Annotated in this window: 22 protein-coding genes; 13 read left to right on the top strand and 9 right to left on the bottom strand. The window is 48.6% G+C overall.

What is annotated here, in order from left to right:
• Window positions 1–256: 256 nt before the first annotated feature.
• The 5 genes from ABXS70_RS08560 to ABXS70_RS08580 all read left to right on the top strand — a co-directional run bounded on the left by ABXS70_RS08560 (window position 257) and on the right by ABXS70_RS08580 (window position 7,579).
• Window positions 257–4,645 carry a glycosyl hydrolase 53 family protein gene (locus ABXS70_RS08560; RefSeq protein WP_366295260.1) on the top strand — a complete coding sequence of 1,463 codons (4,389 nt, stop codon included), beginning with the start codon at window positions 257–259 and terminating at the stop codon, window positions 4,643–4,645.
• A gap of 167 nt (window positions 4,646–4,812) precedes the next feature.
• Window positions 4,813–5,856 (top strand): SPFH domain-containing protein, encoded by a 1,044-nt coding sequence (locus ABXS70_RS08565; protein WP_366295262.1) that lies wholly within the window; start codon window positions 4,813–4,815, stop codon window positions 5,854–5,856.
• Window positions 5,853–6,056 carry a hypothetical protein gene (locus tag ABXS70_RS08570; protein ID WP_366295264.1) on the top strand — a complete coding sequence of 68 codons (204 nt, stop codon included), beginning with the start codon at window positions 5,853–5,855 and terminating at the stop codon, window positions 6,054–6,056. Before ABXS70_RS08565 ends, ABXS70_RS08570 begins: the two co-directional genes overlap by 4 nt.
• Before the next feature lies 1 nt (window position 6,057).
• Complete coding sequence (locus tag ABXS70_RS08575) at window positions 6,058–7,044, top strand: sugar kinase (RefSeq protein WP_342556373.1); 987 nt, start codon at window positions 6,058–6,060, stop codon at window positions 7,042–7,044.
• A 193-nt stretch (window positions 7,045–7,237) separates the two neighbouring features.
• The gene (locus tag ABXS70_RS08580) at window positions 7,238–7,579 is read left to right on the top strand and encodes a cupin domain-containing protein (RefSeq protein WP_366295266.1); all 342 of its coding nucleotides are present in this window, start codon (window positions 7,238–7,240) and stop codon (window positions 7,577–7,579) included.
• A gap of 204 nt (window positions 7,580–7,783) precedes the next feature.
• Here ABXS70_RS08580 and ABXS70_RS08585 read toward each other — a convergent pair whose 3' ends face one another.
• The 5 genes from ABXS70_RS08585 to ABXS70_RS08605 are packed head-to-tail and all read right to left on the bottom strand — an operon-like array spanning window position 7,784 to window position 10,620.
• Window positions 7,784–8,083, bottom strand: a complete 300-nt coding sequence (locus ABXS70_RS08585; RefSeq protein ID WP_342551608.1) for a metal-sulfur cluster assembly factor — start codon at window positions 8,081–8,083, stop codon at window positions 7,784–7,786.
• A 25-nt stretch (window positions 8,084–8,108) separates the two neighbouring features.
• Entirely contained in the window at window positions 8,109–9,341 is a 1,233-nt protein-coding gene (locus ABXS70_RS08590; protein WP_366295268.1) for a hypothetical protein, read from the bottom strand.
• 13 nt (window positions 9,342–9,354) lie between these two features.
• Window positions 9,355–9,999 (bottom strand): DUF2249 domain-containing protein, encoded by a 645-nt coding sequence (locus ABXS70_RS08595; RefSeq protein ID WP_366295270.1) that lies wholly within the window; start codon window positions 9,997–9,999, stop codon window positions 9,355–9,357.
• Window positions 9,992–10,369: a hypothetical protein gene (locus ABXS70_RS08600; RefSeq protein ID WP_342551605.1), complete on the bottom strand. Its 378-nt coding sequence runs from the start codon at window positions 10,367–10,369 to the stop codon at window positions 9,992–9,994. The genes ABXS70_RS08595 and ABXS70_RS08600 overlap by 8 nt, the downstream gene beginning before the upstream one ends.
• Before the next feature lie 17 nt (window positions 10,370–10,386).
• Window positions 10,387–10,620, bottom strand: a complete 234-nt coding sequence (locus ABXS70_RS08605) for a DUF2249 domain-containing protein (protein ID WP_342551604.1) — start codon at window positions 10,618–10,620, stop codon at window positions 10,387–10,389.
• A gap of 322 nt (window positions 10,621–10,942) precedes the next feature.
• Here ABXS70_RS08605 and moaA point away from each other — a divergent pair, with 322 nt between their 5' ends.
• The 6 genes from moaA to ABXS70_RS08635 all read left to right on the top strand — a co-directional run bounded on the left by moaA (window position 10,943) and on the right by ABXS70_RS08635 (window position 20,140).
• Entirely contained in the window at window positions 10,943–11,944 is a 1,002-nt protein-coding gene (moaA, locus tag ABXS70_RS08610) for a GTP 3',8-cyclase MoaA (RefSeq protein WP_342551603.1), read from the top strand.
• 109 nt (window positions 11,945–12,053) lie between these two features.
• A complete protein-coding gene (locus ABXS70_RS08615) occupies window positions 12,054–15,770 on the top strand; it encodes a nitrate reductase subunit alpha (RefSeq protein WP_342551602.1) in 3,717 nt (1,238 codons plus the stop codon).
• Complete coding sequence (gene narH / locus ABXS70_RS08620) at window positions 15,760–17,232, top strand: nitrate reductase subunit beta (RefSeq protein ID WP_342551601.1); 1,473 nt, start codon at window positions 15,760–15,762, stop codon at window positions 17,230–17,232. The genes ABXS70_RS08615 and narH overlap by 11 nt, the downstream gene beginning before the upstream one ends.
• 17 nt (window positions 17,233–17,249) lie before the next feature.
• Window positions 17,250–17,906, top strand: a complete 657-nt coding sequence (narJ, locus tag ABXS70_RS08625) for a nitrate reductase molybdenum cofactor assembly chaperone (protein WP_366295273.1) — start codon at window positions 17,250–17,252, stop codon at window positions 17,904–17,906.
• Window positions 17,907–17,920: 14 nt separating this feature from the next.
• The gene (narI, locus tag ABXS70_RS08630) at window positions 17,921–18,628 is read left to right on the top strand and encodes a respiratory nitrate reductase subunit gamma (RefSeq protein WP_366296574.1); all 708 of its coding nucleotides are present in this window, start codon (window positions 17,921–17,923) and stop codon (window positions 18,626–18,628) included.
• Entirely contained in the window at window positions 18,629–20,140 is a 1,512-nt protein-coding gene (locus ABXS70_RS08635) for an MFS transporter (RefSeq protein ID WP_366295275.1), read from the top strand.
• A 121-nt stretch (window positions 20,141–20,261) separates the two neighbouring features.
• Here the strand turns inward: ABXS70_RS08635 and ABXS70_RS08640 are convergent, their stop codons facing one another.
• Complete coding sequence (locus tag ABXS70_RS08640) at window positions 20,262–20,963, bottom strand: Crp/Fnr family transcriptional regulator (RefSeq protein WP_342551598.1); 702 nt, start codon at window positions 20,961–20,963, stop codon at window positions 20,262–20,264.
• 114 nt (window positions 20,964–21,077) lie between these two features.
• On the opposite strand from ABXS70_RS08640, the gene ABXS70_RS08645 reads away from it, so the two are divergent.
• Both ABXS70_RS08645 and ABXS70_RS08650 read left to right on the top strand, forming a co-directional pair.
• A complete protein-coding gene (locus ABXS70_RS08645) occupies window positions 21,078–21,827 on the top strand; it encodes a YwiC-like family protein (protein WP_342551597.1) in 750 nt (249 codons plus the stop codon).
• A gap of 176 nt (window positions 21,828–22,003) precedes the next feature.
• The gene (locus ABXS70_RS08650) at window positions 22,004–22,729 is read left to right on the top strand and encodes a ZIP family metal transporter (protein WP_342551596.1); all 726 of its coding nucleotides are present in this window, start codon (window positions 22,004–22,006) and stop codon (window positions 22,727–22,729) included.
• A 160-nt stretch (window positions 22,730–22,889) separates the two neighbouring features.
• Here ABXS70_RS08650 and ABXS70_RS08655 read toward each other — a convergent pair whose 3' ends face one another.
• From ABXS70_RS08655 to ABXS70_RS08665, 3 genes are all read right to left on the bottom strand, one after another.
• On the bottom strand, window positions 22,890–23,312 hold the full coding sequence (locus ABXS70_RS08655) for a YlbF family regulator (RefSeq protein ID WP_342551595.1): 423 nt from the start codon (window positions 23,310–23,312) through the stop codon (window positions 22,890–22,892).
• Window positions 23,313–23,433: 121 nt separating this feature from the next.
• A complete protein-coding gene (locus ABXS70_RS08660) occupies window positions 23,434–24,117 on the bottom strand; it encodes a Crp/Fnr family transcriptional regulator (protein ID WP_366295278.1) in 684 nt (227 codons plus the stop codon).
• Window positions 24,118–24,203: 86 nt separating this feature from the next.
• Window positions 24,204–25,199, bottom strand: coding sequence for a multicopper oxidase domain-containing protein (locus tag ABXS70_RS08665; RefSeq protein ID WP_366295280.1), 996 nt, complete (start codon window positions 25,197–25,199; stop codon window positions 24,204–24,206).
• Window positions 25,200–25,390 lie beyond the last annotated feature (191 nt).

The following is a 25,390-nucleotide window of genomic DNA, read 5'->3' on the forward strand; positions in this document are numbered from 1 at the left end:
ACCCCATTCGATGAACTTTATATCATCTGCTCTGTTCTGCTTTCAAGAGGACGAGCAGATTTTTTGCTTTTCGGTCCGATGGGAAATAGAGCGAATCGATACATTTTAAGGTTGGAGGGAATCTACTTTGTTAAAATAACTGCTGTTTCCTTGCAAAAATACCGTGTTAGCGATGATCGTGAAGCGCTTACAATAAAGAGGGTTCATAACATTCATTGATCCAAGCATACACAAACACGAGAAGGGGAGATCAAGGGTGAATAAGAGGTACATAAGCGGTTGTCTGGTTTTACTGCTGTTATTCTGTGATCTGGGTCTGGCTGCAAGGCCTGCAGAAGCAGCAAGAAATAATGTGGCGCTGAACAAACCGGTAACGGTGAGTGCGGAAGATTCCGTGAATAACGGACAGAAGGAAAACGCAGTGGATGGTAACTCAGACACGCGTTGGAGTGCGCCCGGCCCAAGTAAAGCTGATGAGCCGCACTGGTTGATGGTAAACCTGGAAGGGCAGTACAAGCTGTCTGGTGCGGAAATCACATGGAAAGACGAAGATCAAAACAAGGACAAGTTCATTGAATATACTGTTGAAGTTTCACCAGACGGCAGCAGTTGGACTCCAGTCGCGGACAGCCCTAATAAAACGGGAGCGAAAACGACCAGTCTCGATTTTACAACGGATACGCCAGTTCAATACGTGAGAGTAACGATTCCATTCTATCTGGATGATGGATACTGGCCCGGCATATCTGAATTCAAAGTGTGGGGAGAAGTAGAAGGCACCGAGCCGGCGAACATCGAAAGTTACGATCCGGTAGAAGTCAGCACGCTTCGGGGTAATGCCCCAGTGCTGCCAACCGAGGTGAAAGCCCATTATGAGAATGAGAAATCGGGTATGGTCTCCGTAACCTGGGACAGTGTTGACGAGACACAGTATGAACAAGCGGGTGAATTCACTGTGACTGGAGCGGTCTACGGCACAGAGAAGAGACCTGCTGCTAAGGTTATCGTTCAAGGTTATCGTTCCGACTATGTGAGAGGTGTCGATATCTCCACACTGACAGCGATTGAAGAAAAAGGCGGCAAATATTTTGACAGCAATGGCACAGAGCGGGACCTGCTTGATATTCTGAAGGATCGCGGTGTGAATTATGTGCGTTTACGTTTGTGGAATGATCCGCAGAAATCAGGTGGATATAACGATAAAGCGGATGTCATCCGAATGGCTGTGCGTGCAAAACAAAAAGGGATGAAAGTACTGCTTGATTTCCATTACTCCGATGAATGGGCTCACCCTGGGCAGCAGCTTCGGCCGAAAGCATGGGAGGGTTACGACTTTAATCAATTGAAGCAGGCCGTATACGATTATACAGTTGAAGTCGTTGGAGAGATGAAGCAGGCAGGTGCCATGCCGGATATGGTGCAGATCGGTAACGAGATCAACAATGGCCTTCTGAACGGAGGAGCCAAAATCAATATGGAGGAAAACAAAGCCTTACTTCAGCAGGGGATTGCCGGGGTTCGCAAAGTTGAAGGGTCTAATGTCAATCGAGCCGATCGGGCGAAGATAATGATTCATCTGGCTGAAGGCGGGAATGCCGAGTTGTTTAAATGGTACTTTGGGGAACTGGAAAGCAAAGGAGAAGAGGAAGGACTGGATTATGACATTATCGGATTGTCTTATTATCCGTTCTGGCATGGAACCTTTGCTGATGTGCAGAAAACGATGGATGAAGTATCAGTCCTCTATAACAAGGATGTCATCATTGCAGAAACTTCCTATCCGTTCTCTTATAAGAACGGGGACGCACATGGAAATATTATCGGTTCGGACCAGGCGCTTCATACTGGAGGTGCAGTGTTCCCGGCAACAGAGCAGGGTCAGCATGATGCGATCGCAGGGATTATGGACTTGGTTGCTAAGGTGCCGAACAATCATGGTGCAGGTTTCTTCTACTGGGAGCCGGCGTGGATTCCGGCAGGTGTAGGCTGGATTGCCTCCGAGGGCGATGCTTGGGAAAATCAAGGCATGTTTGACTATGACGAATATCCGGCCAATGGTGGACATTCGTATGAAGGACGGGCGCTTTGGTCTCTCGATGTGTATAAAAGAGGGCTGGATCAGATGCCGACAGATCGGCAGCAGCTGGCTGCAGCACTGAACCGGGCAAATGCTCTTGTGAAAACGGACTTCACAGCTGAAACCTGGGGCAGTTTGGCTCCGGCGATCGTCACTGCACAAGAAGTATATAGTAAAGCATATACGCCGGGTGGTGTGAGTCAAGATGAAACAAATGCAGCGGCAGCCGAACTGGAGCGCGTCATGTCAGAGCTTGGAGTGATTCCGCCGAAACGTGAGGAGCTTAACGATGTAATTCAAAAAGCGGGAGGCTATCAAGAAACGGACTGGTCAGCAGCAACATGGAGCATATTCAGCAAAGCGCTGGAGCATGCGAAAACGGCTGCCGCCAACCCGAAAGCAACCCAAACGGATGTGAATCAAGCAGCCGAGCGTTTGAAATCAGCTATTTTAGGACTGTCCGATGTGGATAAAACAAAACTGCATGAGTACATTCAGCTGATGCAGCAGGAGAATGAATCCTCCTATACGCGCCGAAGCTGGTCTGTTCTGCAGCAAGCACTGCAGGATGCCATTCAGGTTAGAGACCAAGCTGGTACGGTGCAGTCCGAGGTCAATACAGCACTGAATACTTTAAAACAAGCCTTTACTAATCTGGTCGAACTGGAGGCATTGACGACAGGCAAAACAGCATCGGCTTCATCCAGCGCAGGAACGGGCGGTAATCAGAACAACTCACCCAAAGGTGCAATCGATGATAATCCAAGCACCTCATGGGGAACGAATGAGGGTCCGGGTGAAAATACCTGGTGGACCGTGGATTTGGGGCAGGCTGCCAATCTGCGCAAAATAGAGATGTCCATGTGGAGCGGCGGAATCAAATATAAAATAGATGTATCCAATGACAATGAGCATTTCAAGACAGTGGTAGATACGACAAGTGATGTCGTGGTATCTACATCTCCGAGTCATGTTCTGCCCGAAGGAACAGAGGCACGTTATATCCGTGTGACCATTACAGCGGGTTCCGATTGGGTTGGTTTTATGGAGTTTGAGGCATATGGCACATTTCCGGCTGATAAAACGGCATTAAAATCAACTGTGGCATCTGCAGCAGCATTAAAGCAGGCTGATTATACTTCTTCAAGCTGGAGTGTTTTCAGTAAAGCACTGCTTGAAGCACAGCAGCTTGTTCAGGACGTTGAAGCTTCTGCAAAAGAGTTGAGCATGGCAGCACAGCGGCTAAATGATGCGGCTGCACAGCTGGCGAAGCCAAATACAGCACCGGGTACGGGACAGCCATCTCAGCCGGGCAGTGCATCCCAGCCATCCGTGCCTTCTGCAGGTTCGAATATCCCAGCAGTCACACCGAAGCCAGCACCGGGCAGCGAGCCGGTCACCGGTTCAGTTAAGGTGAAAGGTACACCAACGGTAGATGGCATATATGAAGTTCGTCCAAGTACAGCCGAGTTTGCTAAAGCATTGAAGTCAATGGACTCCGCCAAGCGTATGCTCCAGCTGGCAGCTGATGTACCGGACAGCTTCAAAGCGGTAACGTTCCAAATCCCATCGAGTCAGCTGTCCTCTTGGATGAAGTCGGAGGAAGTACAGTCAATTGAGGTTGTGGCAGGTAAAACAATCGTCCGTATCCCGCTGCGTTCGCTGCCGCTGACGATTGCGGAAACAGCAGGCACGTTAGATGTCGTTGTTTCGGAAGGCTCAGACAATGTACTGTCAGCATCACAACGGGCAGCAATTGACAACTCATCGGCTGTTCGAGTCGATATGCTATTAAACAACAAGTCGTTCCCATGGGCCGACAGAGCAGTAGAAGTGGTTTTGTCCGATGTAGAGCCTGTAAAAACAAAAGATACAGTGATGGTTGTGAATGCAATCTCCACGGATGGTGAATTACAGCCTCTGACATACTTCAAGTATGATCAAGCTGCAGCAGCAATGGCATTCAAGCCGACACAGGCCGGCAGTTATGTGATTACGAACGCAGAGGTGCCTTTAAAGGACCTGCAGCATCATACCTGGGCTGTTCAGGAAATTCGGGCCCTCTATGGTAAAGGCATCATTGCAGGTGTAAGTGCATCACGTTTTGAACCGCAGGATGAACTGACCCGCGCACAATTTTTGCAGATGATCGTTAAAGTGATCGGGAAAGCAAATCAGACAAATTCCTCGATTACATTACCGACGGATGTAAAGGCTGATCATTGGTACGCGGACACGGTCTGTACGGGTATCGAAATGAACATCGTTCAGGGACGGGCAGATGGAACATTTGGGGCAAGCGATCGCATCTCCCGTGAAGATATGGCGGTGATGCTTTATCGGGCAGTGAAGGCGGCACAACGTGACAACAGCTCCGCTTCTGTAAATGGTCAGCTTGAGTTCAGAGATCAAGATGCCATAGCCGAGTATGCAAGAGAAGCGGCAGCAGCCATGCAGCAGCTCGGTGTACTGCATGGACTGCCTGACGGTACCTTTGCTCCAAAACAAACGGCAAATCGTGCACAGGGTGCAGTTGCGACGGCGAGATTGCTGGAACTGCTGTATTAGGGTGGAACTGCAGGTTTGCCAAACGATTTAAATAAACAAAAAGAGATCGAATACGGTATTCGGTCTTTTTTTGTTTATTTCGTTAATGTCGTATTGACAATATCAAATTCATTTGTTATCATTTCGATAATATCAAAACGACATTATTATGAAATGAGGTATAGGCCATGTTTGGATTCCGATTCGTCAAGTTTCAACCGAGTGAATACGTAATGAAGGTAAAGAACGGCAGGGTGCAGCGTGAAGGCGTGGGTTTGTCCTTTTATTATTATGAGCCAACGACCTCGGTGATTGTACTGCCTGTATCTTCAGTCGATGTTCCGTTTATGTTTGAGGAAATTACAGCAGATTATCAGACCGTTACCATACAGGGTCAGCTCAGCTATCGCATCATGGATTACAGCAAAATTACGAAGAGCCTGAATTACACGTACAATTTGCGCAAAAATCAATATATGTCCGACGATCCTGGCAAGCTGGATCAACGAGTCATTACGATTGCCAAAGTGCTCACGAAGAAATATCTGGAACAGCTGCCGCTGCGAGAAGCCATCCAATCTAGTGAACGGCTTGCCAGCAGCATGAAACGGGAAGTTGCGCAGCATGAAGAGCTGGATAAGCTGGGCGTAGAGCTGATGAACCTCTCCATTTTGGCGATTTTGCCAAATAAGGAAACGATGCGTGCGCTGGAAGCACAGGCGAGGGAGGAAATTCTGCGTCAAGCGGACGAAGCTTTATATGTGCGTCGCAATGCTTCCATTGAGCAGGAGCGCCGTGTGAAAGAGAACGAATTAAATACCGAGATTGCTGTAGAAACGAAGAAGCAGCAGATTCGGGAAACGCAGCTGCAGGCTGAACGCTCGGTAAAACAAAAGCAGAACGAGATGGAGCAGGAGCAGCTGCAGTTTAATACAGCGATGGAGGAACGTAAGCAGCAGTTGATCGAACTTACGGTTGCCAATCAGAATGCTGAAGCGGATGCGAAGGCGTATGAAATTGCAGCTGTCATGAATTCGCTCCAGCATGTGCAGCCAAACGTACTGCAGGCGATGGCCAATATGGGGATGAATTCGGATAAACTGATTGCACTCGCATTTCAGGAATTGGCCGAGAACGCCGGCAAAATCGGACAGCTTAACATTTCACCAGATCTGCTGCAGGGCTTGATGGCTCCAGCGGAAGGTAGAAGTAAGGGAGGGACGGCACGATGATTGTTGGATGGGGGAAACAAACCAATCTATCTGCTTCCAGGACGCAGTCTGTACGATCAGGAGGAGTCCATCATAGACGGACAGTAAATCAAGATGATCAGATGAGCGGGGCAAGTCAGACGAGTCAGAAAATCAAAAAAATCAACCATGGTCGTCCTCAAGTCAAAGGGAAAGTGGGAGGTGGAAGCACAGATGGCTAAGATGAATGAGCCGATGAGTGAGCACAAATTGATTCTGGTCAAACGGAGAACTCGGCTGGAGGAGTTGATTGTCCGCTATAATACTGTGCAGCAGGCCCAGTTTTATATTGAACGTCTTGGTGCAGACTTCAGCGATTACATCCAAGAAGATCAGCGTTACCGACAGGCAGTACAGCTTGCGCAGCAGCAGCTGAGCCAACTGGGGCGTGTTCAGACCATTGAGCGGGAGCATGTACCGAATTTTATATTTGGAGAGCAGGATATTGTCGTTGTGGTCGGGCAGGATGGTCTGGTTGCCAACACGTTGAAATATGTGACAGCACAGCCGCTAATCGGTGTTAATCCAGACCCGATGCGGTGGGATGGAGTGCTTTTGCCTTTTACAGTGGAGGATTTGAGCTTTATTGTACCGGATGTGATCCGCAGGCAGCGCGCATTGAAAGAGGTAACACTTGCGAAGGTCGAGCTGAACGACGGGCAGTATCTGTATGGTGTGAATGATCTGTTTATTGGAAGGAAGACGCATGTATCAGCCCGATATGAAGTGCGTTTGGGAAGCTCCATTGAAAATCAATCGTCCAGCGGGATTATCGTGTCTACAGGCATGGGAGCGACAGGATGGTTCAAAAGTGTGCTGGCTGGGGCTTCGGGGATCGTCAGTTCGGCCGCGTGGCAGCAGCTTAGCAGTGAGGAGCATACAGCTGCTGCAGCTGGACCCCGGTCTACGGATACAGCGAACAGAAGTGAGTTTGCGTGGGATGCTCCTTACTTATATTTTACCGTACGTGAGCCGTTCCCGAGCCGCACGACAGCGACTAGTCTTGTCTTTGGGCAGATTCATGCCAAACAGCAGCTCCATATCGTTTCACAGATGCCCGAGGATGGTGTCATTTTTAGTGATGGCGTGGAACAGGACTTTCTGGAGTTTAACTCCGGTGTGCAGGCGACAATTGGTTTGGCGGAAAAGAGAGGGCAGTTGGTCGTATAATTTAGTTCCTTCCATTATAATATCGATCTATATTAAATTGATCCTTTTATCTACTGAGAGATTTAACGGGTGTTGTTTTAAAAGGTAAATCCGAAATCCAAACCTGTGTTTTCTTGATTTGAATCAAGGAGATGCAGGTGTTTTTGCATTAAGATAAATACATCACCAGAACGAATACAGGAGGATGATGATCATGAGTATCACATCATTGCAAGACGTCAAAGCATACAGTACGGAACGGTTCACCAAACGGGTACTTTTTCAACAAGGGGGCGGGGTAACCTTTGTGCTTCATTTCCTGCCTGGACAGCAGCTCCCCGTTCACAAACATCCCGGTGCAGACCTCTCGCTGCTCGTCGTTGAAGGAAAAGGCACACTGATTCTGGACGGAAAAGAGCAGGAGATTAAGGCAGAAGATGCGGTGTCCTGCGGAGGCGAGACTGAATTCGCTTTCCATAACACAAGTGATGCGGAGGTTCGGTTGTTTGTCGTACTGAGTAAAGTGCCGGAACCTTCCTACGCCAAGGATATCTAGTATAGAAGAGGAACGTGTAAATTGTAAGAATTGGAGACTCTGTCAGGGTCTCTTTTTCTGTCAGCTCGAAAGGGAACAAACGCAAAAACGTACCTTGCCTGATCGGATCAGAGCTTGAGTACGTTTTTTGGATATCGGGGTTGATCCATTTGTGCGCTTTGGACATATATCCTTTTGCTGCCAGCTTTGAATTTAAGCATTTGTTTAAAAATAACCGAGCATTTCTTTGGCTTCTCTGGACATCAGCTGCGGAGACCATTGGGGTTCCCACACCACCTGTACGTCGATATCGGTTTTGTCAGTATTTTGTTGTAAAACCCATTTCACCGCACCAACGATCGTATCATGGAGCGGACAGCCTGGCGTTGTGAGCGTCATGCGCACCTGAATGCGTTCAGGCTCTTCCTTCACTTCATACACCAGGCCGAGGTCAACGATGTTGACACCAAGCTCCGGGTCATATACTTCTTTTAAATGTTCGAGTAAATGCGAGGTTTGTTCCATCTTTTCCACTCCCCAGTCCTTCTTGTTAACGTCTGAATACCAAAGCGATATTGGAAATATACACCATTGAAATGATAGACAATAACGTTCCGCCAACCATCATGACTTCAGCCAGATTGACCAGAATACCGCTGACTAACAGCAGGCTGGATGCTGCCATCGCAAGTATTCCAAGGTTGATCCTTTTTTCACTTAACATACCAGCCATAAGCGGAGTGCCAGGACGTCCGGCAAGCTTACCGTATTTATGGGTCCACCATAGGAAGGGCACAATTTTGGAGGCATATCCGAGGATCGTCAGGGATACCCAGCCTCCAAGATAGACCCAGCCGCTTAGAAGCACGACACGTGAATCCAGCAGCAGCTCCATCCCCTGCGCGCTGTAGATTAACAGAGCGATGGAATAGACGACCAAGGCCCGGCTTACATAGACCGTCCAGCGGATTCCGGGTCCAGGATTGCTTTTATGCCGTTTCCCCTGTATTTGCTCCAGATGGTATACATAACAGATCAAGGCACCTGTCAGAAGCAAAAGCGCAATCCAGAGCAGGCCGCCCTTTATACCTGTCAGGAATGCGATCACACCCGTTATAACAGCGGCATTCCACAGCAGAAGCACGACTTTTTGCAATCGGATGGAGAAATCATGAGACAAGTAAAACATCGGCAGCATTTTGTAGCTGAATCCGGTAATTAACATACCGAACCATCCGAGCGTTCCCATCCAGATATGTGCCCCGAACAATCGTTGATGCATACCATTCCAGTCGCCAAAAGCAAAATTAAGTCCCATCAGCATGCCTGATAATCCGGTAAGTACAAGATATATACAGGCACAGGCTGCACTGATCGTCACCGGGTTCCACTGTGAAGCACGGAAGAGGGTTACAGCCATGTTGAAGCCAAATAACAAGATGCCGGATAGTGCAAGCACTGCTGAACCTGCAATCCAGATTACATCTGCGCGAATAAAGCCAACTAACATGCCGGTAACGCCGATGGTGAACAAGAAATAGTGACAGTAACCGAGCACTGTACTGTAGATATTCGTTTGCAAAATGACATGTATCAATTGATAGACAGCACCCATCGCCAGCATGGTGGCCCAACCCAGCACAAACAGATGGGCATGAAACCAACCTTCGGGCCCTCTTAATTCATCACCAAGCCAGCCTGTCAGTGTGAGCAGGGAGAATGTGTGATACATTACAAATCCAACGATGCCCGTGATGATAAAAAGAAACGGCAGCCTGGACATGGCTTTCGCCTCCTTACCCTTTTTCGATTCTGACTTTGGCTGTACCATCCGCCTGATCATCAACGGTGTAGAGACAACCGAGCTGATTCAATTCCTCGATCAAAAAAACGGGCACGCGGTCATTATGAATGAGTACAACTTCTCCCGGTTTGCAGCGTTCGAGAGCAGCTAATGTGCGCATCATCGGTTGAGGTGGCTCCAGTCCGCGATTGTCCAGAATGATGGTCGGTTCCTGCAGTATTGCCTCCTGAGGTGAACCTTCGAAATCCAAAGTTAAAGCCATCTCTTCAGGGTGTCCCTCGCAATAAGAGCTGACATCATCTGAAGCGGAATCTTCAACTGATAACGAAGCAGATTCACGTCGAACAGAAGTATTCAACTCTACCGCCGCAGCGATTTTCCCCCTAGCGGCCTTATTTTTTTTATGCACAAACGCAGTCACCCAATGATTGGATTCAAGACGCTCCGACGTACTGGAGTACCCTTTCATCTTTAGAATGCCAAGCAGCGGGGTTGGTTTGAATGGCGCATGCAGGACGAATACATCCTCGTGCTTTAATCCTTTTACCGTGTCCATAATGAGCTGAAAGGGCTCGAGTTTTTTGCTCAGATGAGGACGTACGTCCAGTTCCACAAGGTTAACGGCAGTCTCAGACATGCGCATTCACATCCGTTTCGTTAACGGCGGACGCAGCCGTACTCGTCTGCTGAATCAGCTTAATCGATGATTCGTATAAAGCGGACATACCTCCGTACAGGGCATAGAAGAATGAGTCGGGTGCATCAAGGGAGAAGGAGAGATAGGTTTTCGGGTCTATCTCAAGCACACGCTCAAACAGCCCTGCACTGTCATAGGCATAAAAGCAGAAATGAGTATATTCGAACACGGGCATTTTTTCGTAAATCGTGATGATTTCTTGTGCATAAGCTGCCTGCTCACGCTGAGCGATCTGAATCATGGATACAGCATCTTCGAGTCCCAGCGTCAGACGCAGTGTGGTATCGTCAATGATTTCAACATGCGCCATTTCCGTTCAACTCCAATCTATCGTTTCGTAATTTTCACCTGAAATGTAATAGGACCCTGTTCAATGTACTCCCAGTCAAAACTGTCGGGATGTGTCGATTGGAACTGGAAGCGAAGCGGTTTTGGATCATGATCGTTAACCAGCAGCATGGCTTCTCCCGGCTGAAGAGCCTCAAACGTTTCAAAGATAATTTTATGTTTCAAATGTGGCGGATACTCCGTGGCATTAATCGATGCAGCATATGTGTTCATAGGTCATTCCTCCAAATTGGGATTAGTGTGGTGGTGCAATTTGATTATAGAAAAGCAAACAAAGCAGCTGTGTGAGCCTGCTCACACCTTTATTTTTGTCATAATCTCGCCTTATTTGAATCATAATCCTGTTCGGAAAAGGATTGTGAAGCTTTCACAAATGTGAAGCTGTGCGTTATGTTTCAGTTCTTGTGATATTTTGCACAGTTAGCGAAGCCAGACATCATTATGCTTAGCCTCATGATTGACAATACATGTGAGGAAGCAGATGCTCTCCTTCAGCCAATGTCATGACAGCATCCCGGAGAAAGGAGGTACGTGTATGGAATCTAAGTTAATGGACCCGTTTGGACGTGTGCATGATTACCTGCGTATATCGGTCACGGACCGCTGCAATCTGCGCTGTGTGTACTGTATGCCGGAAGAAGGAATGCAGTTTGAACCAACAGAACGCATCCTGTCCTATGAAGAAATTACATCGATTGTCCAGGCACTGGCTCCGCTGGGCGTTCGGAAACTGCGTTTGACTGGCGGAGAACCTCTGGTTCGTAAGGAGCTGGATCGACTGGTTGCCATGTTATCCGCTATTCCTGGAATAGACGACATATCCTTAACAACCAATGGCATATATTTGGCGGCTCATGCTGAGATGCTGAAGGCTGCAGGTTTGACACGTGTGAACATTAGTCTTGATTCGCTCAGACCGGAGCGATTCGCGCGGATTACACGGGGCGGTAAGGTGCATCGTGTGCTGGAAGGTATTAAAGCCAGTCAGAAGGCTGGACTAAATCCCATCAAGCTTAACGTGGTACTTATGAAAGGCGTAAATGACGACGAGGTAGAAGATTTTCTGCGGATGACGCTGGAGGACCCGATTGATATTCGTTTTATTGAATATATGCCGATCGGTGACAGCGGAGAGGGGTGGAAGTCGAGTTATTTGCCGCTTGAGCATGTGCTGAAAACCTGCGCAGCCAATTGGAACTACGAGAGCTGCGGCGAGGTGTACGGCAATGGTCCGGCAGACAGTTACCGGATTGCTGGTGCCGCCGGAACCTTTGGCCTGATTCATCCGGTCAGCAGTCATTTCTGCGGCAGCTGCAATAGACTCCGTTTAACGGCTGACGGCAATATAAAGCCCTGCCTGTACTGGTCGGATGAGTACAATGTGCGTCCGCTCGTCGGCAATGACAAGGCGGTGCAGGAGTTGTTTTTCAAGGCGCTCGGCTCCAAACCCGAAACTCATGATATGGTGAATGCCTTAAAAGGGCAGCAGATTAACGGAACACCTACGCTGCGGCATATGTCGCAGATTGGAGGATAGGAAGCGCAGCAGCTGCTTCAAGTAGGGATTCAAATGCAGTTTGAGCTCGAACTCAATCTCAATCTCAAGTGCGAAACTCACCAAAGGTCACAATTGTAGGAGGACAACAATGAGCAGCAAAAGCATGCCCTGGATGGGCAAACTGAAGTATTTTGCCAAACGTGAAAAGAATGCGGAAGGCTGGAGTGAGATGTCTCCGGTCAACCGGGACTGGGAAGATGTGTACCGCCGCCGCTGGCAGCATGATAAAGTGGTGCGCTCTACGCACGGCGTGAACTGTACAGGTTCGTGCAGCTGGCAGATCTATGTGAAAGACGGCATTGTGACATGGGAAACACAGGCAACGGATTACCCTTCAACCGGACCGGATATGCCCGATTTTGAACCGCGTGGATGTCCGCGTGGAGCAAGCTTCTCATGGTATTTATACAGTCCACTGCGTGTGAAACATCCTTACGTACGTGGTGCGCTTCTGGAAATGTGGCGCGAAGCGCTGAAGACGCATGGTGATCCCGTTCAGGCATGGTCAAGCATTTCCAATGACCCGGTCAAAGTGAAGAGGTACAAGTCGGTACGCGGTAAAGGCGGACTCGTTCGTGCGTCATGGGACGAAGTGACGCAGATTATTGCAGCTTCCATGATCCATACCATTAAAGATTACGGACCTGACCGCATTATTGGTTTCTCGCCGATTCCGGCGATGTCCATGGTCAGCTATGCTGCCGGATCACGCTTCTTGTCCCTGGTAGGTTCACCACTGCTCAGTTTCTATGACTGGTATGCGGATCTGCCGCCGGCATCCCCGCAAATCTGGGGAGATCAGACAGACGTGCCGGAGAGCAGTGACTGGTATAACTCAGGATACATTTTGGTCTGGGGTTCCAACCTGCCGATGACACGTACGCCGGATGCTCACTTCCTCGCAGAAGCACGTTACAAGGGGACAAAAGTCGTATCCATCAGTCCGGATTATGCGGAATATGTTAAGTTTGCTGACACTTGGATGTCGGTAAAACAGGGTACGGACGGCGCGCTTGCCATGGCTATGGGCCACATTATTCTGAAAGAATTTTATCTGGATCATCCTACTGACTACTTCATGTCCTATGCAAAACAATATACAGACTTCCCGAATTTGCTGATTGTTGAAGAGAAGGATGGCGTTAATACAGCAGGCCGCTTCCTCCTTGGGGAGGACCTTGGCATTCAGGGCAACAACATGGCATGGAAAACTCTTGTATTTGATGAAAACACGGGAACTTATGCCATTCCAAAAGGCAGTATGGGTTTCCGCTGGGGTGAAGAAGGTACGTGGAATCTCAAAATGGAGCAGGTAGAGACCGGCGAGCCGATCGATCCAAGACTATCCATGCTGGGTGTGCATCATGATCTCGTTACTGTACACCTGCCTTATTTTGATGATGATGGCAGTCATGTGATGGAGCGTCAGATTCCGGTTCGCCGCATCTGGGTTGAAGATCGCTGGATCACGGTTACGTCCGTATATGATCTGGTGCTGGCGAAGTATGGTGTTGATCGTGAAATGACACGTTCGGCAGACTCCACAGACATCGTATCAGGAGCTGTTCTGGAAGCTGAAGAGGATAAACCATTTACTCCGGCTTGGCAGGAGAAGATCACACGCGTTGACCGGGATACCGTCGTTCAGATCGCACGTGAATTTGCACAAAATGCCGTCGATACACAGGGACGCTCCATGATTATTATGGGTGCGGGGATCAACCACTGGTACAACTCCGATGTCATCTATCGTGCCATTATCAACCTGCTTTTGATGACTGGCTGTCAAGGTGTCAATGGCGGCGGCTGGGCCCACTATGTAGGTCAGGAGAAATTGCGTCCGGCAGAAGGCTGGCAGACGATTGCGTTTGCCCGTGACTGGAGTGGACCTGCCCGTCTGCAGAACGGAACATCATTCTTCTATTTTGCAACAGATCAATGGAGATATGAAGAGACTCAGGTCGGAGAGCTGACCTCTGCACTTGAGGGTGATCCGCGCTTCCAGCACGTTGCTGACTATAATGTCATGGCTGCACGCATGGGCTGGCTTCCATCTTATCCGCAATTTAATCGCAACTCGATTGATTTGCATCAGGATGCACTGAATGCAGGAGCAGCGACAAAAGAAGAGATCGCAGCCTATGTCGCATCCGAACTGCAAAATAAAAATCTGAAATTTTCGATTGAGCAGCCGGATGATCCGGCGAACTTCCCGCGTGTGCTGTTTGTCTGGAGGGCCAACCTGATCTCAAGCTCAGGCAAAGGACATGAGTACTTCCTCAAGCATTTGCTTGGTGCAACGAACGGATTGCTGAATGATGATGATCACGGACTTCGGCCGGAGCACGTGGAGTGGGTGGATGATGCACCGGAAGGCAAGCTGGATCTCATGGTTAATATGGATTTCCGTATGGCAGGTACAGCGATGTATTCCGATATCGTGCTGCCAGCAGCAACTTGGTATGAGAAAAGTGATCTAAGCAGTACGGATATGCACCCGTTTGTGCATCCGTTCAACCCGGCAGTAGCGACACAGTGGGAATCCCGCTCGGACTGGGATACCTTCAAGGAGATTGCGCGGGTATTCTCCGAAATGGCTGCACAGCAGTTCGACGGTCCGCAGAAGGAAATTTTGACTACACCGCTGCTGCATGATTCACCGGATGAACTCGCGCAGCCGTATGGTGAGATTAAAGACTGGAGCGCAGGAGAATGCGAAGCCATTCCGGGTAAAACGATGCCGCATATTCAAGTGGTTGAACGTGACTACGCTGCGGTCTATAACAAAATGATCAGTCTCGGACCGAATGTGAAGGATAAACCGATCGGTACGAAGGGTATTGCCTGGTCAGCGAGCGAAGAATACGAAAAACTGAAAGGCATTCTCGGCGTGAATCGCAAAGATGGCATTGGACAAGGATGTCCGGATCTGAGTACAGATCGTAACGTTGCAGAGGCGATTCTGACGCTGTCCACTACAACGAATGGCAAGATGGCTGTACGAGCGTGGGAATCCCTTGAGAAGAAAACGGCACTTCATCTGAAAGATTTGGCAGAAGAGCGCTCGGAGGAATGTTTCACCTTCGACGAAATTACATCGAAACCGAAAACGGTCATTACATCTCCTGCATTCAGTGGATCGGAAAAAGGCGGACGGCGGTATTCACCGTTTACGACCAACGTGGAACGTCTCATTCCATGGCGCACGCTGACAGGCAGACAGCAGTTCTATATCGATCATGCGATGCTGCGTGAGTTCGGTGAGACGCTGGCGACTTTCAAACCGATTTTGAAACATACACCGTTCCATCCAAACAGCAAACGTCCGATCGAGGGCGGTAAAGAAATCGTACTGAACTACATGACACCGCATAACAAATGGTCTATCCACAGTATGTACTATGATGCACAGCCGATGCTGACCTTGTTCCGGGGCGGCCCAACGATCTGGATGAATCATGAAGACGCGGAGGACGCGGGTCTGGTGGATAACGACTGGATTGAATGTTTCAACCGAAACGGGGTTGTTGTGGCGAGAGCCGTAGTCACGCACCGCATTCCTCGTGGAGTAGCCTTTATGTATCACGCTCAGGACCGTCATATTAACGTTCCGGGCACGAAAATTTCACAGACACGCGGGGGTACGCACAACAGTCCGACGCGTATTCATGTGAAGCCAACACATATGATCGGCGGATATGCCCAGTTAAGTTATGGTTTCAACTATTATGGCCCGACAGGCAACCAGCGTGACCTGAATGTCATCATTAGAAAACTGCAGGAGGTGGATTGGCTTGAAGATTAAAGCACAAGTCAGTATGGTCATGAACCTGGATAAATGTATCGGCTGCCATACATGCAGCGTCACATGCAAAAACACCTGGACGAATCGTCCAGGTGCAGAGTACATGTATTTTAACAATGTGGAGACCAAACCAGGTGTCGGTTACCCGAAACAATGGGAGGATCAGGACCGTTACCGCGGCGGTTGGGAGATGAAGAATGGCAAGCTGGAGCTGAAATCAGGTACACGTGCCAGACGTTTGCTTAACATTTTCCATAACCCCGATCAACCAACGATTGACGATTACTATGAGCCATGGACCTATGACTATGAAAAATTGACCAACAGCCCGGAGAAAAAACATCAGCCGGTTGCCAGACCGAAATCCCAGATTACGGGAGAGTACATGAATCTCGAATGGGGTCCAAACTGGGAAGATGACCTTGCAGGTGCCCATGTAACAGGGCTGGAAGACCCGAACATGAAGGGTGTCGAGGAATCGATCAAAATGGACTTTGAACAGGTATTTATGATGTACCTGCCAAGAATCTGTGAACACTGTCTGAACCCGTCTTGTGTGTCTTCTTGTCCATCGGGAGCCATGTACAAACGGGAAGAGGACGGCATTGTACTGGTTGACCAGAATGCCTGCCGAGCGTGGCGCTTCTGTGTATCCAGCTGCCCGTACAAAAAAGTGTATTTCAACTGGCAGACGAACAAAGCCGAGAAATGTACACTATGCTTCCCGCGGATTGAAGCGGGCCTGCCCACAATTTGTTCCGAAACCTGTGTTGGACGTATCCGTTATATCGGTCTGATGCTGTACGATGCTGATCGCATTGAAGCGGCAGCTTCCGTGGAAAATGAAAAGGACCTTTATGAGTCTCAAATGGATGTTTTCCTTGATCCGAATGATCCTGAAGTCATTCGTGAAGCACGGGCGGCAGGCATACCGGAGGACTGGATTATTGCAGCACAGCAATCCCCAATCTATAAAATGGTGATTGACTGGAAAATCGCACTGCCGCTTCATCCGGAATACCGCACCATGCCGATGGTATGGTATATTCCGCCGCTCAGCCCGATTACTAACCGGGTAGAAGGCCAAGGAAGTTCGCTCGAAGCAAACGATATTTTCCCGGCCATTGATAATATGCGCATTCCGGTTGAATATCTGGCGAACCTGCTTACGGCCGGAGATACAGAACGTATTCGTGAAGTGCTGCGCAAGATGGCTGTGATGCGGATTCACATGCGCAACCAACAGACTGGCAAAACCAGTGAGTCTGACCTGCTGAATCTGGCAGGCATGAGTGCACAGGAAGTGGAAGACATGTATCGTCTGCTTGCCATTGCGAAATATGATGATCGCTTTGTCATCCCGCCAGCTCACCGTGAGGAAGTGGCAGACCTCTTCAGTGAACAAGGCAGCTGCGGCCTTGACTTTGCAGGCGGCCCAGGTTCCTGCGGCGTATTCTCATAGGAGAGGAGATAACAACGATGACAATTGATATTGATCCAGAACCCATCGTGGAGCCGGTTTATGACACGGAAACAAGACGAATGGTCTGCAAACTGATCTCCTATCTGCTGCAGTATCCGGATACCGAGTGGAGAGAGGGATTGCAGGGTGTAGAGGAAGCCGTTCTTTCGATCTCTGAGGAAGAAGTGAAGCAGGTCGTGTTAACCTTTACCAGAGCTGCACGGGCTGTTGATGCGATTAAGTGGCAGGATGCATATGTACGAGCGTTTGACTTTGATAAGAAATCGAACCTCTATCTCACTTATGCGGCCCATGGTGATGAGCGGGATCGCGGCCCGGCACTGATTGATTTGAAGCGCAGATATGAAGCAGCTGGTTTCTATATGGAAGCCAGCGAGCTGCCGGATTATTTGCCGATGGTGCTTGAATTTATTGCCGAGGCACCTGAGAAAGATGCGATTGGTGTTCTTGGCAGCTGCTATAAGTCGCTGGTGACCATGACCGAGAGCATCGCAGGACAGAATAGTCCATATGGGCCGCTCCTTACGCTCATGCTGCAGGTACTGCCCGAGCTGTCTGTTTCGGACGTCCCTGAACCAAGCCAAGAACAACAGAAACAACCGTTAGGCGGTCTTAACGAGATCGTCGAGCTGATGAGGAGGGGCAATCGGTGAGTACACTGGAGTTGATGTTATGGGGTGCTCTCCCGTATATGGTCATTGTGTTTTGCGTCACGGCGACCATCTGGAGATATGTAACCAATCCGTTTAGTTGGACATCCAAATCAAGTGAGATGCTGGAGAAACGTATGCTGCGATGGGGAAGTTTACTCTTCCACATCGGCATTTTCGCCGTCATCTGCGGACATATTGCCGGTTTGCTAGTACCGATCGAATTTTACCACTGGATCGGTCTGAGTGACGAAGCCTATCATATGGGCGCTGTGTTCGGCGGATTACCGGCAGGAATTATTGCATTTGCCGGTTTGTTTATTCTGTTGGTACGCCGCTATACGGCTCGTAGAGTACGGGCAGCAAGCAGCGTCGGAGATTGGTTGGCACTTGCGATGCTGATCATTGTTATTGTGACCGGCATACTGGCAACATCGGCCAATGCGGTAAACCACAGCGGCTTTGACTATCGTACAACGATTAATCCATGGCTGCGGGGGCTTTTGGTCTTCCAACCAGATCCGGCATTAATGCAGACGGTACCGATGAACTTCAAAATTCATATCCTGCTCACATTTGTGCTGTACTGTGTGTTCCCATTCACACGTCTCGTTCACATGCTGAGCATGCCGCTTGGATATCTGAGACGCAGCTATGTGCTGTATCGCAGAAGAGATGGAGCAGTGTATCCGAATCAGGAACAAAAAAAGGAAAGGGCGATGTAAATGCAGCAAAAAGGTAAAGTTCAACTGCCCTTGCAAACGGCAAGTCTGATTCTCGGTTTCATGGTATGGGTGATTCTGTCTTCACTCATGCCCTTCATTAAAGAAGATATCGTACTTACATCATCGCAGCTGGCTTGGGCGACGGCCATTCCAGTCTTGATCGGTTCGATTGCCCGTATTCCGATTGGGTATTGGACGAACCGATATGGAGCGCGTAACATTTTCATGATCAGCTTTGTACTGTTACTGGCTCCAGTATGGTGGGTAAGCCGCGCAGCATCCTTCAGTGATCTGGTCATTGGCGGATTTTTCCTCGGGATCGGAGGGGCTGTATTTTCAGTCGGTGTAACCTCACTGCCGAAGTATTATCCGAAAGAGCGCCACGGTTTCGTGAACGGGATCTATGGTATCGGTAACTTGGGGACGGCACTTTCCGCATTCGGGGCACCTCTGGTTGCTGCCCATGTGGGCTGGTCGAAAACGGTGCTGCTTTACAGCATTCTTTTAATTGGTATGGCAGTGCTGAATTTTGTTTTGGGAGACAAAAAAGAAACTCGTGTCACCCTTCCTCTGATGCAGCAGCTAAAAGACGTATCACGCAATAATAAGCTGTGGCTCTTGTGTCTCTTCTATTTCCTGACGTTTGGTTCATTCGTGGCGTTCACCGTCTACCTGCCGAACTTCCTCGTGACCAATTTCCAGATGGATAAGGTCGATGCAGGACTTCGCACCGCAGGATTCATTCTGGTGGCTACGATCATGCGTCCGGTGGGCGGATGGCTGGGAGACCGATTTAATCCATTTAAAATATTGATGTTTGTGTTCGGCGGGCTGACTGTGGCAGCAATTGTATTATCCTTCGCGCCATCCTTTTATATTTACACGGTGGGCTGTCTGACTGTTGCGCTCTGTGCAGGGACGGGAAACGGTACGATTTTCAAATTAGTACCGATGTATTTCGTTAAACAAGCAGGTATCGCGAACGGCATGATCTCGGCAATGGGTGGTTTGGGCGGTTTCTTCCCTCCATTGATGCTGACGCTGCTGTACAGCATGACAGGTCATTATGCGATTGGATTCATGGCTTTATCCCAGATCGCACTGGTAAGTCTCGTGCTTGTGATCTGGATGTTCTATCAGGAGAAGCTCGAGCTGTCTGCCAGCATTTTGGAGAACACGATTGAAGCCATTCTCGTGACGGATACGAACAGTGTCATTCGTTCTGTCAATCCGGCCTTTACCGCAGTTACAGGTTACACGGCTGAAGAAGCGGTAGGGCAGAAGCCAAGTATGCTGAAATCAGGCAGGCAGGATAAAAAGTTCTATGATCAGTTATGGCGGGAGCTGCGTGAAAAAGGATACTGGCAGGGCGAGATCTGGAACCGGAAGAAAAACGGTGAGGTCTATCAGGAGTGGCTCAGTATTACTGCGATCCGTAATGAGGCTGGAGAAATCAAATATTACGCGGGAATGTTCAGTGATATGAGCAAGCCTGACCTGACGCTTGCCTGAGCAGGTAATGGTAACGGAACAGTTGTTGAAAAGGTGATCCAACATACAGAAAGAGACCTTAACTTGATGTACAGTAGTTAAGGTCTCTTTTTCACAAGCGAAAGGCAATTTTTCGTAATGCTCAAGCGTCTCGCTGTTCTTTTAGAGCTGGCAGGTTATGAATAATGATGCGGCTGCGATCAACCTCCAGCAGCTCATCCTTCGCGAGCTGGTTCAGCAGGCGATTGGCAGTTTCTCGTGTTGTTCCGATCGAATTGGCAAACTCCTGGTGTGTCATAGGCAGATTAATAACGACCTTATCCGCCTGCTGCTGACCATGCTGCTCTGCGAGCATAAGGAGAAAGGAGAGCACACGATTACGAACATCCTGTCCGGAAAGCACCTGCAGCTTATCCTGCAATTCACGGATTTTATCGCCAAGCACACGCATGATTTTAATAGCAATCGAAGGTGTGCTGAGCATTAGCCGTTCAAATTGTCTGACGGGGATTGCCAGCAGACTTGTTGGTGTAATCGCCACAGCCGTAGCGGGATATGGATGCGCGTTGAAAAAACCGGTATGTGGAAACATATCGCCTGTTTTGAGAAAAGAGACAATCTGTTCATGTCCGTTCTCATCCGTTTTGTAGGCTTTGACGATACCTGTACGGATGAAGAACACGGCTTCTTTCTCACTGCCCTCACTAAAAATCACTGTTTTTTTGTTGATGCTTCGGGATATGGCGATTTCTTCAACCTGTTTCAACTCTTCGGAGCTCAGGTCCTGGAAAATAGGAAACTGCTGCAGAAATTCCGCTGCGTTTTCTTTATTAACCCTGGTCATACGAATCCATCCTCTCAATAACGTTTACATTTAAACTCTTTATTTGATGTTCATATCTTTGGTTCTCCAAAGATCAAAAGCCTAATTTCGTAATGATAAATCGGTTAGGAGGTCGTGATTGAATTGAAAAGCAGTGCGAGTACAAACTTAAAACCAATCGTTATCCCTCATGAGCATGGCGGATGGGCGATGGTGAGTGTGCCTTTTTTCGTCGGTGTGGCGGCGAGCAGTCCCCAGTGGCTTCATGTGCCGCTTTTTATGGCCTGGCTTGGCCTGTATTTGACGGCTTATCCCCTGCTGCAATCACTCAAACGAAATGCGAATCGGCCGCGTTTATATACATGGGCAGCCATATATGGCACGATTGCCCTAGTCTGTCTCATCCCGGCTGTTATTGGTCAATCATCACTGTTGTGGTTTGGACCTATGCTGGCTGGACTGCTGCTGGTGAACATTTGGCATGTGAAACACAAGGCAGAAAGATCCCTGACTAATGATCTGTGTGCGATGCTGGTGTTTTCGCTTGGCGGAGCGGCAGCTTATCTGATCGGCAGCGGTGAATGGGATTACGGAATGGTCATCGTTGTATTATTTTCCTTTTTACATTTTACAGGAAGTACGTTCTTTGTGAAATCCGTCTTTAGGGAACGCAGCAATCCACGCTGGATCAGGTTGTCACGTCTTGTCCATGTTGTACTCTTATTCATTCCGGCTATCGTTGGGTACCCATGGATGGGGCTGGCCTATGTTTATTCCGCTGCGCGGGCGTTTCGTTATGCAGGCCATACACTGCGTCCCATGAAGGTGGGGATGATCGAGATTATTGGTGCCGTGCAGTTCCTGCTCTGGTTCATTCTGCTGTAGATGGCATCATTTTATCATAACGTGATTTAAGTCCACATCAGGTGACATAGGTCACACCGTCATCGAATTGACATGGAATGATAAAGAAGTCCGCACATTTCCGGTAATTGTTTTTGATCTGCCCGCAGAGGTTAATGGGAGATAAATAAACTGGAACAAGGGAGGGGCCTACCCGAATGTGGACTGCGTTTATGTGGGGCGGCATCTCCGCCTCGGCGGTGGTTATCGGTGCGCTTGCTGCACTTTTTATGAAGATTCCGAAAAGGATTATCGGCTGGATAATGGCTTTCGGGACAGGAACGCTGATTGGTGCAGCAACGTTTGAGCTGCTTGGAGATGCACTGAACGATGGAGGCATGCTGCCAACAGCTATTGGTTTTACTGCAGGGGCAGTGGTATATACGCTGTTTGATCTGCTCATCTCAGCTAAAGGCGGGTCTAATCGGAAACGTTCCAGCAGGAAGGATTCAAGCCAGCAAAGCGGTCTCGGGATATTCGCAGGCACAGTGATGGATGCAATTCCCGAGTCGATCATGCTGGGGGCCAGTTTGCTGGCCGGTAACGGAGTAAGTGTGGTGCTCGTGGTCTCCATCTTTGTCAGCAACATTCCTGAAGGGTTATCCAGTACGGCAGGACTGAAGAACAGCAAGTACAGCAAAGGTAAAATTTTATTGATGTGGCTCGGTGTACTGCTGATCTCTTCACTTGCCGCACTCGGGGGATATCTGTTTCTGGAACAGCTTCCGAAGGAGATGGGCGCAGCGATCGGAGCCTTTGCCGGCGGAGGCATCATAGCCATGCTCTGCTCAACGATGATGCCAGAGGCTTTTGAGGAAGGAGGCCCTGTTGTAGGGTTGATCGCTTCTATGGGATTGCTTGTGTCACTGCTGCTGGACATCTAATTGGGAACATACGTCGAGACCTTCAAAACAAAACACGAGTAACGTCAAACGTTGATAACTTCAACTTGTAACAGGTAAAGACAAAGAGTATCCCCTCAGAGCCATTCTGAAGGGATACTCTTTATTTATAGGCGGATATCGTTTATAGGTTACAGAGAAATTAGTGACCAGAGCAGTTTCCGCCGCATCCGCAGGCTTCTTTTCCCAGCTCTTTAGCTTCGGGCAGACGGTTTAATTCGACTGATTTTGTGAAATAGGTGCTGATCTGCTGATGCAGTTGACTGAACTCGCGCTGCGCATAGATAAATCTGCGAATCAGCGGATGATCATAAAGCGCGCGTTCTTCCTCTTCGTAAACTTTAATCTCGGATTCGAGCAGTTCAATATTTTGACGTTCTTTCTCTTCGAGTGCCTGATGTTTCTCCATAAAGCGTTCATACTGTTCAGTCGCCTGCTCATCTGCGGCAAACTGGTCGATCATTGCACGCATCTCCTTGTAGCCTTCATCCTGTAACAGCAAGGAGCAGAGCTCCTGCATTTTATGCATAATCAATTGTTTGTCCATTTTAACGACGGTAGTCATAGGTTAGCCTCCTGAAAATTCTTTTCTTGTATTCACTTTATACCGTAAACCTGAGGTTCACTGTGACGATACTCACAACACAGGTTAAATCGTTTACATATCCTAGATGGTGATTAAAGCATCAAAAGATCATATCTTTCAATTCCTGCAGCTGCAGAATCCGGATTTCGTTCCCGTTCACTTGAAGCAGATTCTGGTGCTGCATGACATTTAATTTTCGACTTAACGTCTCGGGTGTGATTCCCAGAAGCAGCGCCATATCTTTTTTGAATACCGGCAGTCGGAGATCGTGGTTTTCATGATTCCGGGTATGGAAATCGAGGAGCAGTTTGGCAATTTTTTGCTCCGTGGTCATTGCGCTGAGAGAACTATTCCACTTGTCGGTTTCACTTAACAGACTTGTTATGGCAAGCAGGAAATGATAAGCGAGCTTAGGATCCTGCTCAAGCAGCTGGTCAAAGTCCTGTTTGTGAATAGAGCATATCGATGAGGGTTCAAGAACTTCTGCATTGGCGTGATGCGGTGTCTGGTGCAGCAGTGAACTTTGCCCGAAAAAATCGCCCGAAAACAAAAACCGGATAATATGCTCCTTGCCATTTTCGTTATATTTGGACAGCTTTACGCTGCCTTGATGTATCACAAAAAGAGTATCTGAACGCTCGCCATCCTGAACGACATATTCTCCTTTATGGTAGGTTCGGGTATGGAGAAGGGAGGTCAGCAGTGAAGCGTCCTCAGGCTCCAGATGTTGAAAAAGCGAAACTTTGGAGAAACAGGCATCATTTCGGTCATGTTCACAAATCATCTCTTCGTCACCTCTTCGTATTCCAATGGCAGATAGCCGCACATCAGAATGATGTTTGAATATGATTCTTGCAGATGCTTTCCGGTTTAATGAGACATGGTTGTACCACCGTGGTCTTTGCCATCTTTCGTGACGCGAAGCACGGCAGAAGCACCCTTGTCTACGTGTTTGAATTGATGGGTTACGATGGGATAATCGCCTTCCTCGGTGACGGTAAACTCGACAACAGCTCCTCCGCTGGCAGGAAGCATGACTGTCTGAATACCATATTGGATGTTCCTTGGATTTCCATCCGTGTATACCCTGTCCATCATCGTACCAACAACGTGGAAGGAAGAAACTTCATTCGGACCCGCGTTGCTGATGTATATGCGCACGGTGTCTCCTGCTTTGGCAAACAGTGGATGTTCTTTGAGGGTATAGGTATTGCCATTAAAAACTACATATTCCGGTTCCTCATTCAAAAATGAATTATAATCATGCTCTTTGTACCATTCGCTCTGTACAAGGGTGTAGGAGCGATCAATGAGATGATCCGAAGGGTAACCCGCCTTGGGTTCCACAATGATCATGCCGTACATCCCGTTGGCGATATGGGCAAGGGTCGGCTTGCTTCCGCAGTGATACATAAATACCCCCGGAGAAGTGGCCGGATAGGTAAAGGTTCCTTCTTCTCCGGGCATGACATCAATGAATTTACGGCTTGGAGAAGCATGGACGGCATGCATATCCATCGAGTGGTTCATGCGGGTATCTTTATTTTTTAAAGTAAAGACGATGGTGTCGCCTTCTTTCACACGCAGGACGGGTCCGGGGGAAGTGCCGTTAAAGGTCCAGGCGTTGTAAATGACCCCTTTCGAAATTTCAATATCAGTCACTTGTGCGGTCATTTCAATATAAACGGTATGGCCCTCTCTGCGGATGATCGGATCAACGGGCGGCTGGCTTGGTGCAGAGCTGGAGAAAGCCTCTTCTTTATGCTGACTGTTCGGAGCGCTGCTTGGTGAACTGCAGTGAGAGAGCGCTGCGGTGAAGATCGTTAGGATAAGCGTGTATTTGTAGATGTTGGGGAATGAGAACATATAATCACAACCTTCCGGCATGCAAGTGATGATTTTCACAAAAAGTGAGTGAATAAATGAAGGAATAAATAATCTCTTAAGTTTAGATTACGATATCGAAGGATTGACGGGTGTGACGGAGCACACATTTGTGTAGGACTATGGATGTTATTTTGAGCCGGTGAGCCTGCATTTGTTGTGCTTGGGTAAAG

It is taken from the genome of Paenibacillus sp. AN1007, from assembly GCF_040702995.1.
In the GTDB taxonomy this organism is placed as follows: domain Bacteria; phylum Bacillota; class Bacilli; order Paenibacillales; family Paenibacillaceae; genus Paenibacillus.

Coding starts and splice junctions, on each gene's coding strand:
- ABXS70_RS08565 (WP_366295262.1), top strand. CDS start 4,813: ATGTTTGGATTCCGATTCGTCAAGTTTCAACCGAGTGAATACGTAATG.
- ABXS70_RS08570 (WP_366295264.1), top strand. CDS start 5,853: ATGATTGTTGGATGGGGGAAACAAACCAATCTATCTGCTTCCAGGACG.
- ABXS70_RS08575 (WP_342556373.1), top strand. CDS start 6,058: ATGAATGAGCCGATGAGTGAGCACAAATTGATTCTGGTCAAACGGAGA.
- ABXS70_RS08580 (WP_366295266.1), top strand. CDS start 7,238: ATGAGTATCACATCATTGCAAGACGTCAAAGCATACAGTACGGAACGG.
- ABXS70_RS08585 (WP_342551608.1), bottom strand. CDS start 8,083: ATGGAACAAACCTCGCATTTACTCGAACATTTAAAAGAAGTATATGAC.
- ABXS70_RS08590 (WP_366295268.1), bottom strand. CDS start 9,341: ATGTCCAGGCTGCCGTTTCTTTTTATCATCACGGGCATCGTTGGATTT.
- ABXS70_RS08595 (WP_366295270.1), bottom strand. CDS start 9,999: ATGTCTGAGACTGCCGTTAACCTTGTGGAACTGGACGTACGTCCTCAT.
- ABXS70_RS08600 (WP_342551605.1), bottom strand. CDS start 10,369: ATGGCGCATGTTGAAATCATTGACGATACCACACTGCGTCTGACGCTG.
- ABXS70_RS08605 (WP_342551604.1), bottom strand. CDS start 10,620: ATGAACACATATGCTGCATCGATTAATGCCACGGAGTATCCGCCACAT.
- moaA (WP_342551603.1), top strand. CDS start 10,943: ATGGAATCTAAGTTAATGGACCCGTTTGGACGTGTGCATGATTACCTG.
- ABXS70_RS08615 (WP_342551602.1), top strand. CDS start 12,054: ATGAGCAGCAAAAGCATGCCCTGGATGGGCAAACTGAAGTATTTTGCC.
- narJ (WP_366295273.1), top strand. CDS start 17,250: ATGACAATTGATATTGATCCAGAACCCATCGTGGAGCCGGTTTATGAC.
- narI (WP_366296574.1), top strand. CDS start 17,921: ATGTTATGGGGTGCTCTCCCGTATATGGTCATTGTGTTTTGCGTCACG.
- ABXS70_RS08635 (WP_366295275.1), top strand. CDS start 18,629: ATGCAGCAAAAAGGTAAAGTTCAACTGCCCTTGCAAACGGCAAGTCTG.
- ABXS70_RS08640 (WP_342551598.1), bottom strand. CDS start 20,963: ATGACCAGGGTTAATAAAGAAAACGCAGCGGAATTTCTGCAGCAGTTT.
- ABXS70_RS08650 (WP_342551596.1), top strand. CDS start 22,004: ATGTGGACTGCGTTTATGTGGGGCGGCATCTCCGCCTCGGCGGTGGTT.
- ABXS70_RS08655 (WP_342551595.1), bottom strand. CDS start 23,312: ATGACTACCGTCGTTAAAATGGACAAACAATTGATTATGCATAAAATG.
- ABXS70_RS08660 (WP_366295278.1), bottom strand. CDS start 24,117: ATGATTTGTGAACATGACCGAAATGATGCCTGTTTCTCCAAAGTTTCG.
- ABXS70_RS08665 (WP_366295280.1), bottom strand. CDS start 25,199: ATGTTCTCATTCCCCAACATCTACAAATACACGCTTATCCTAACGATC.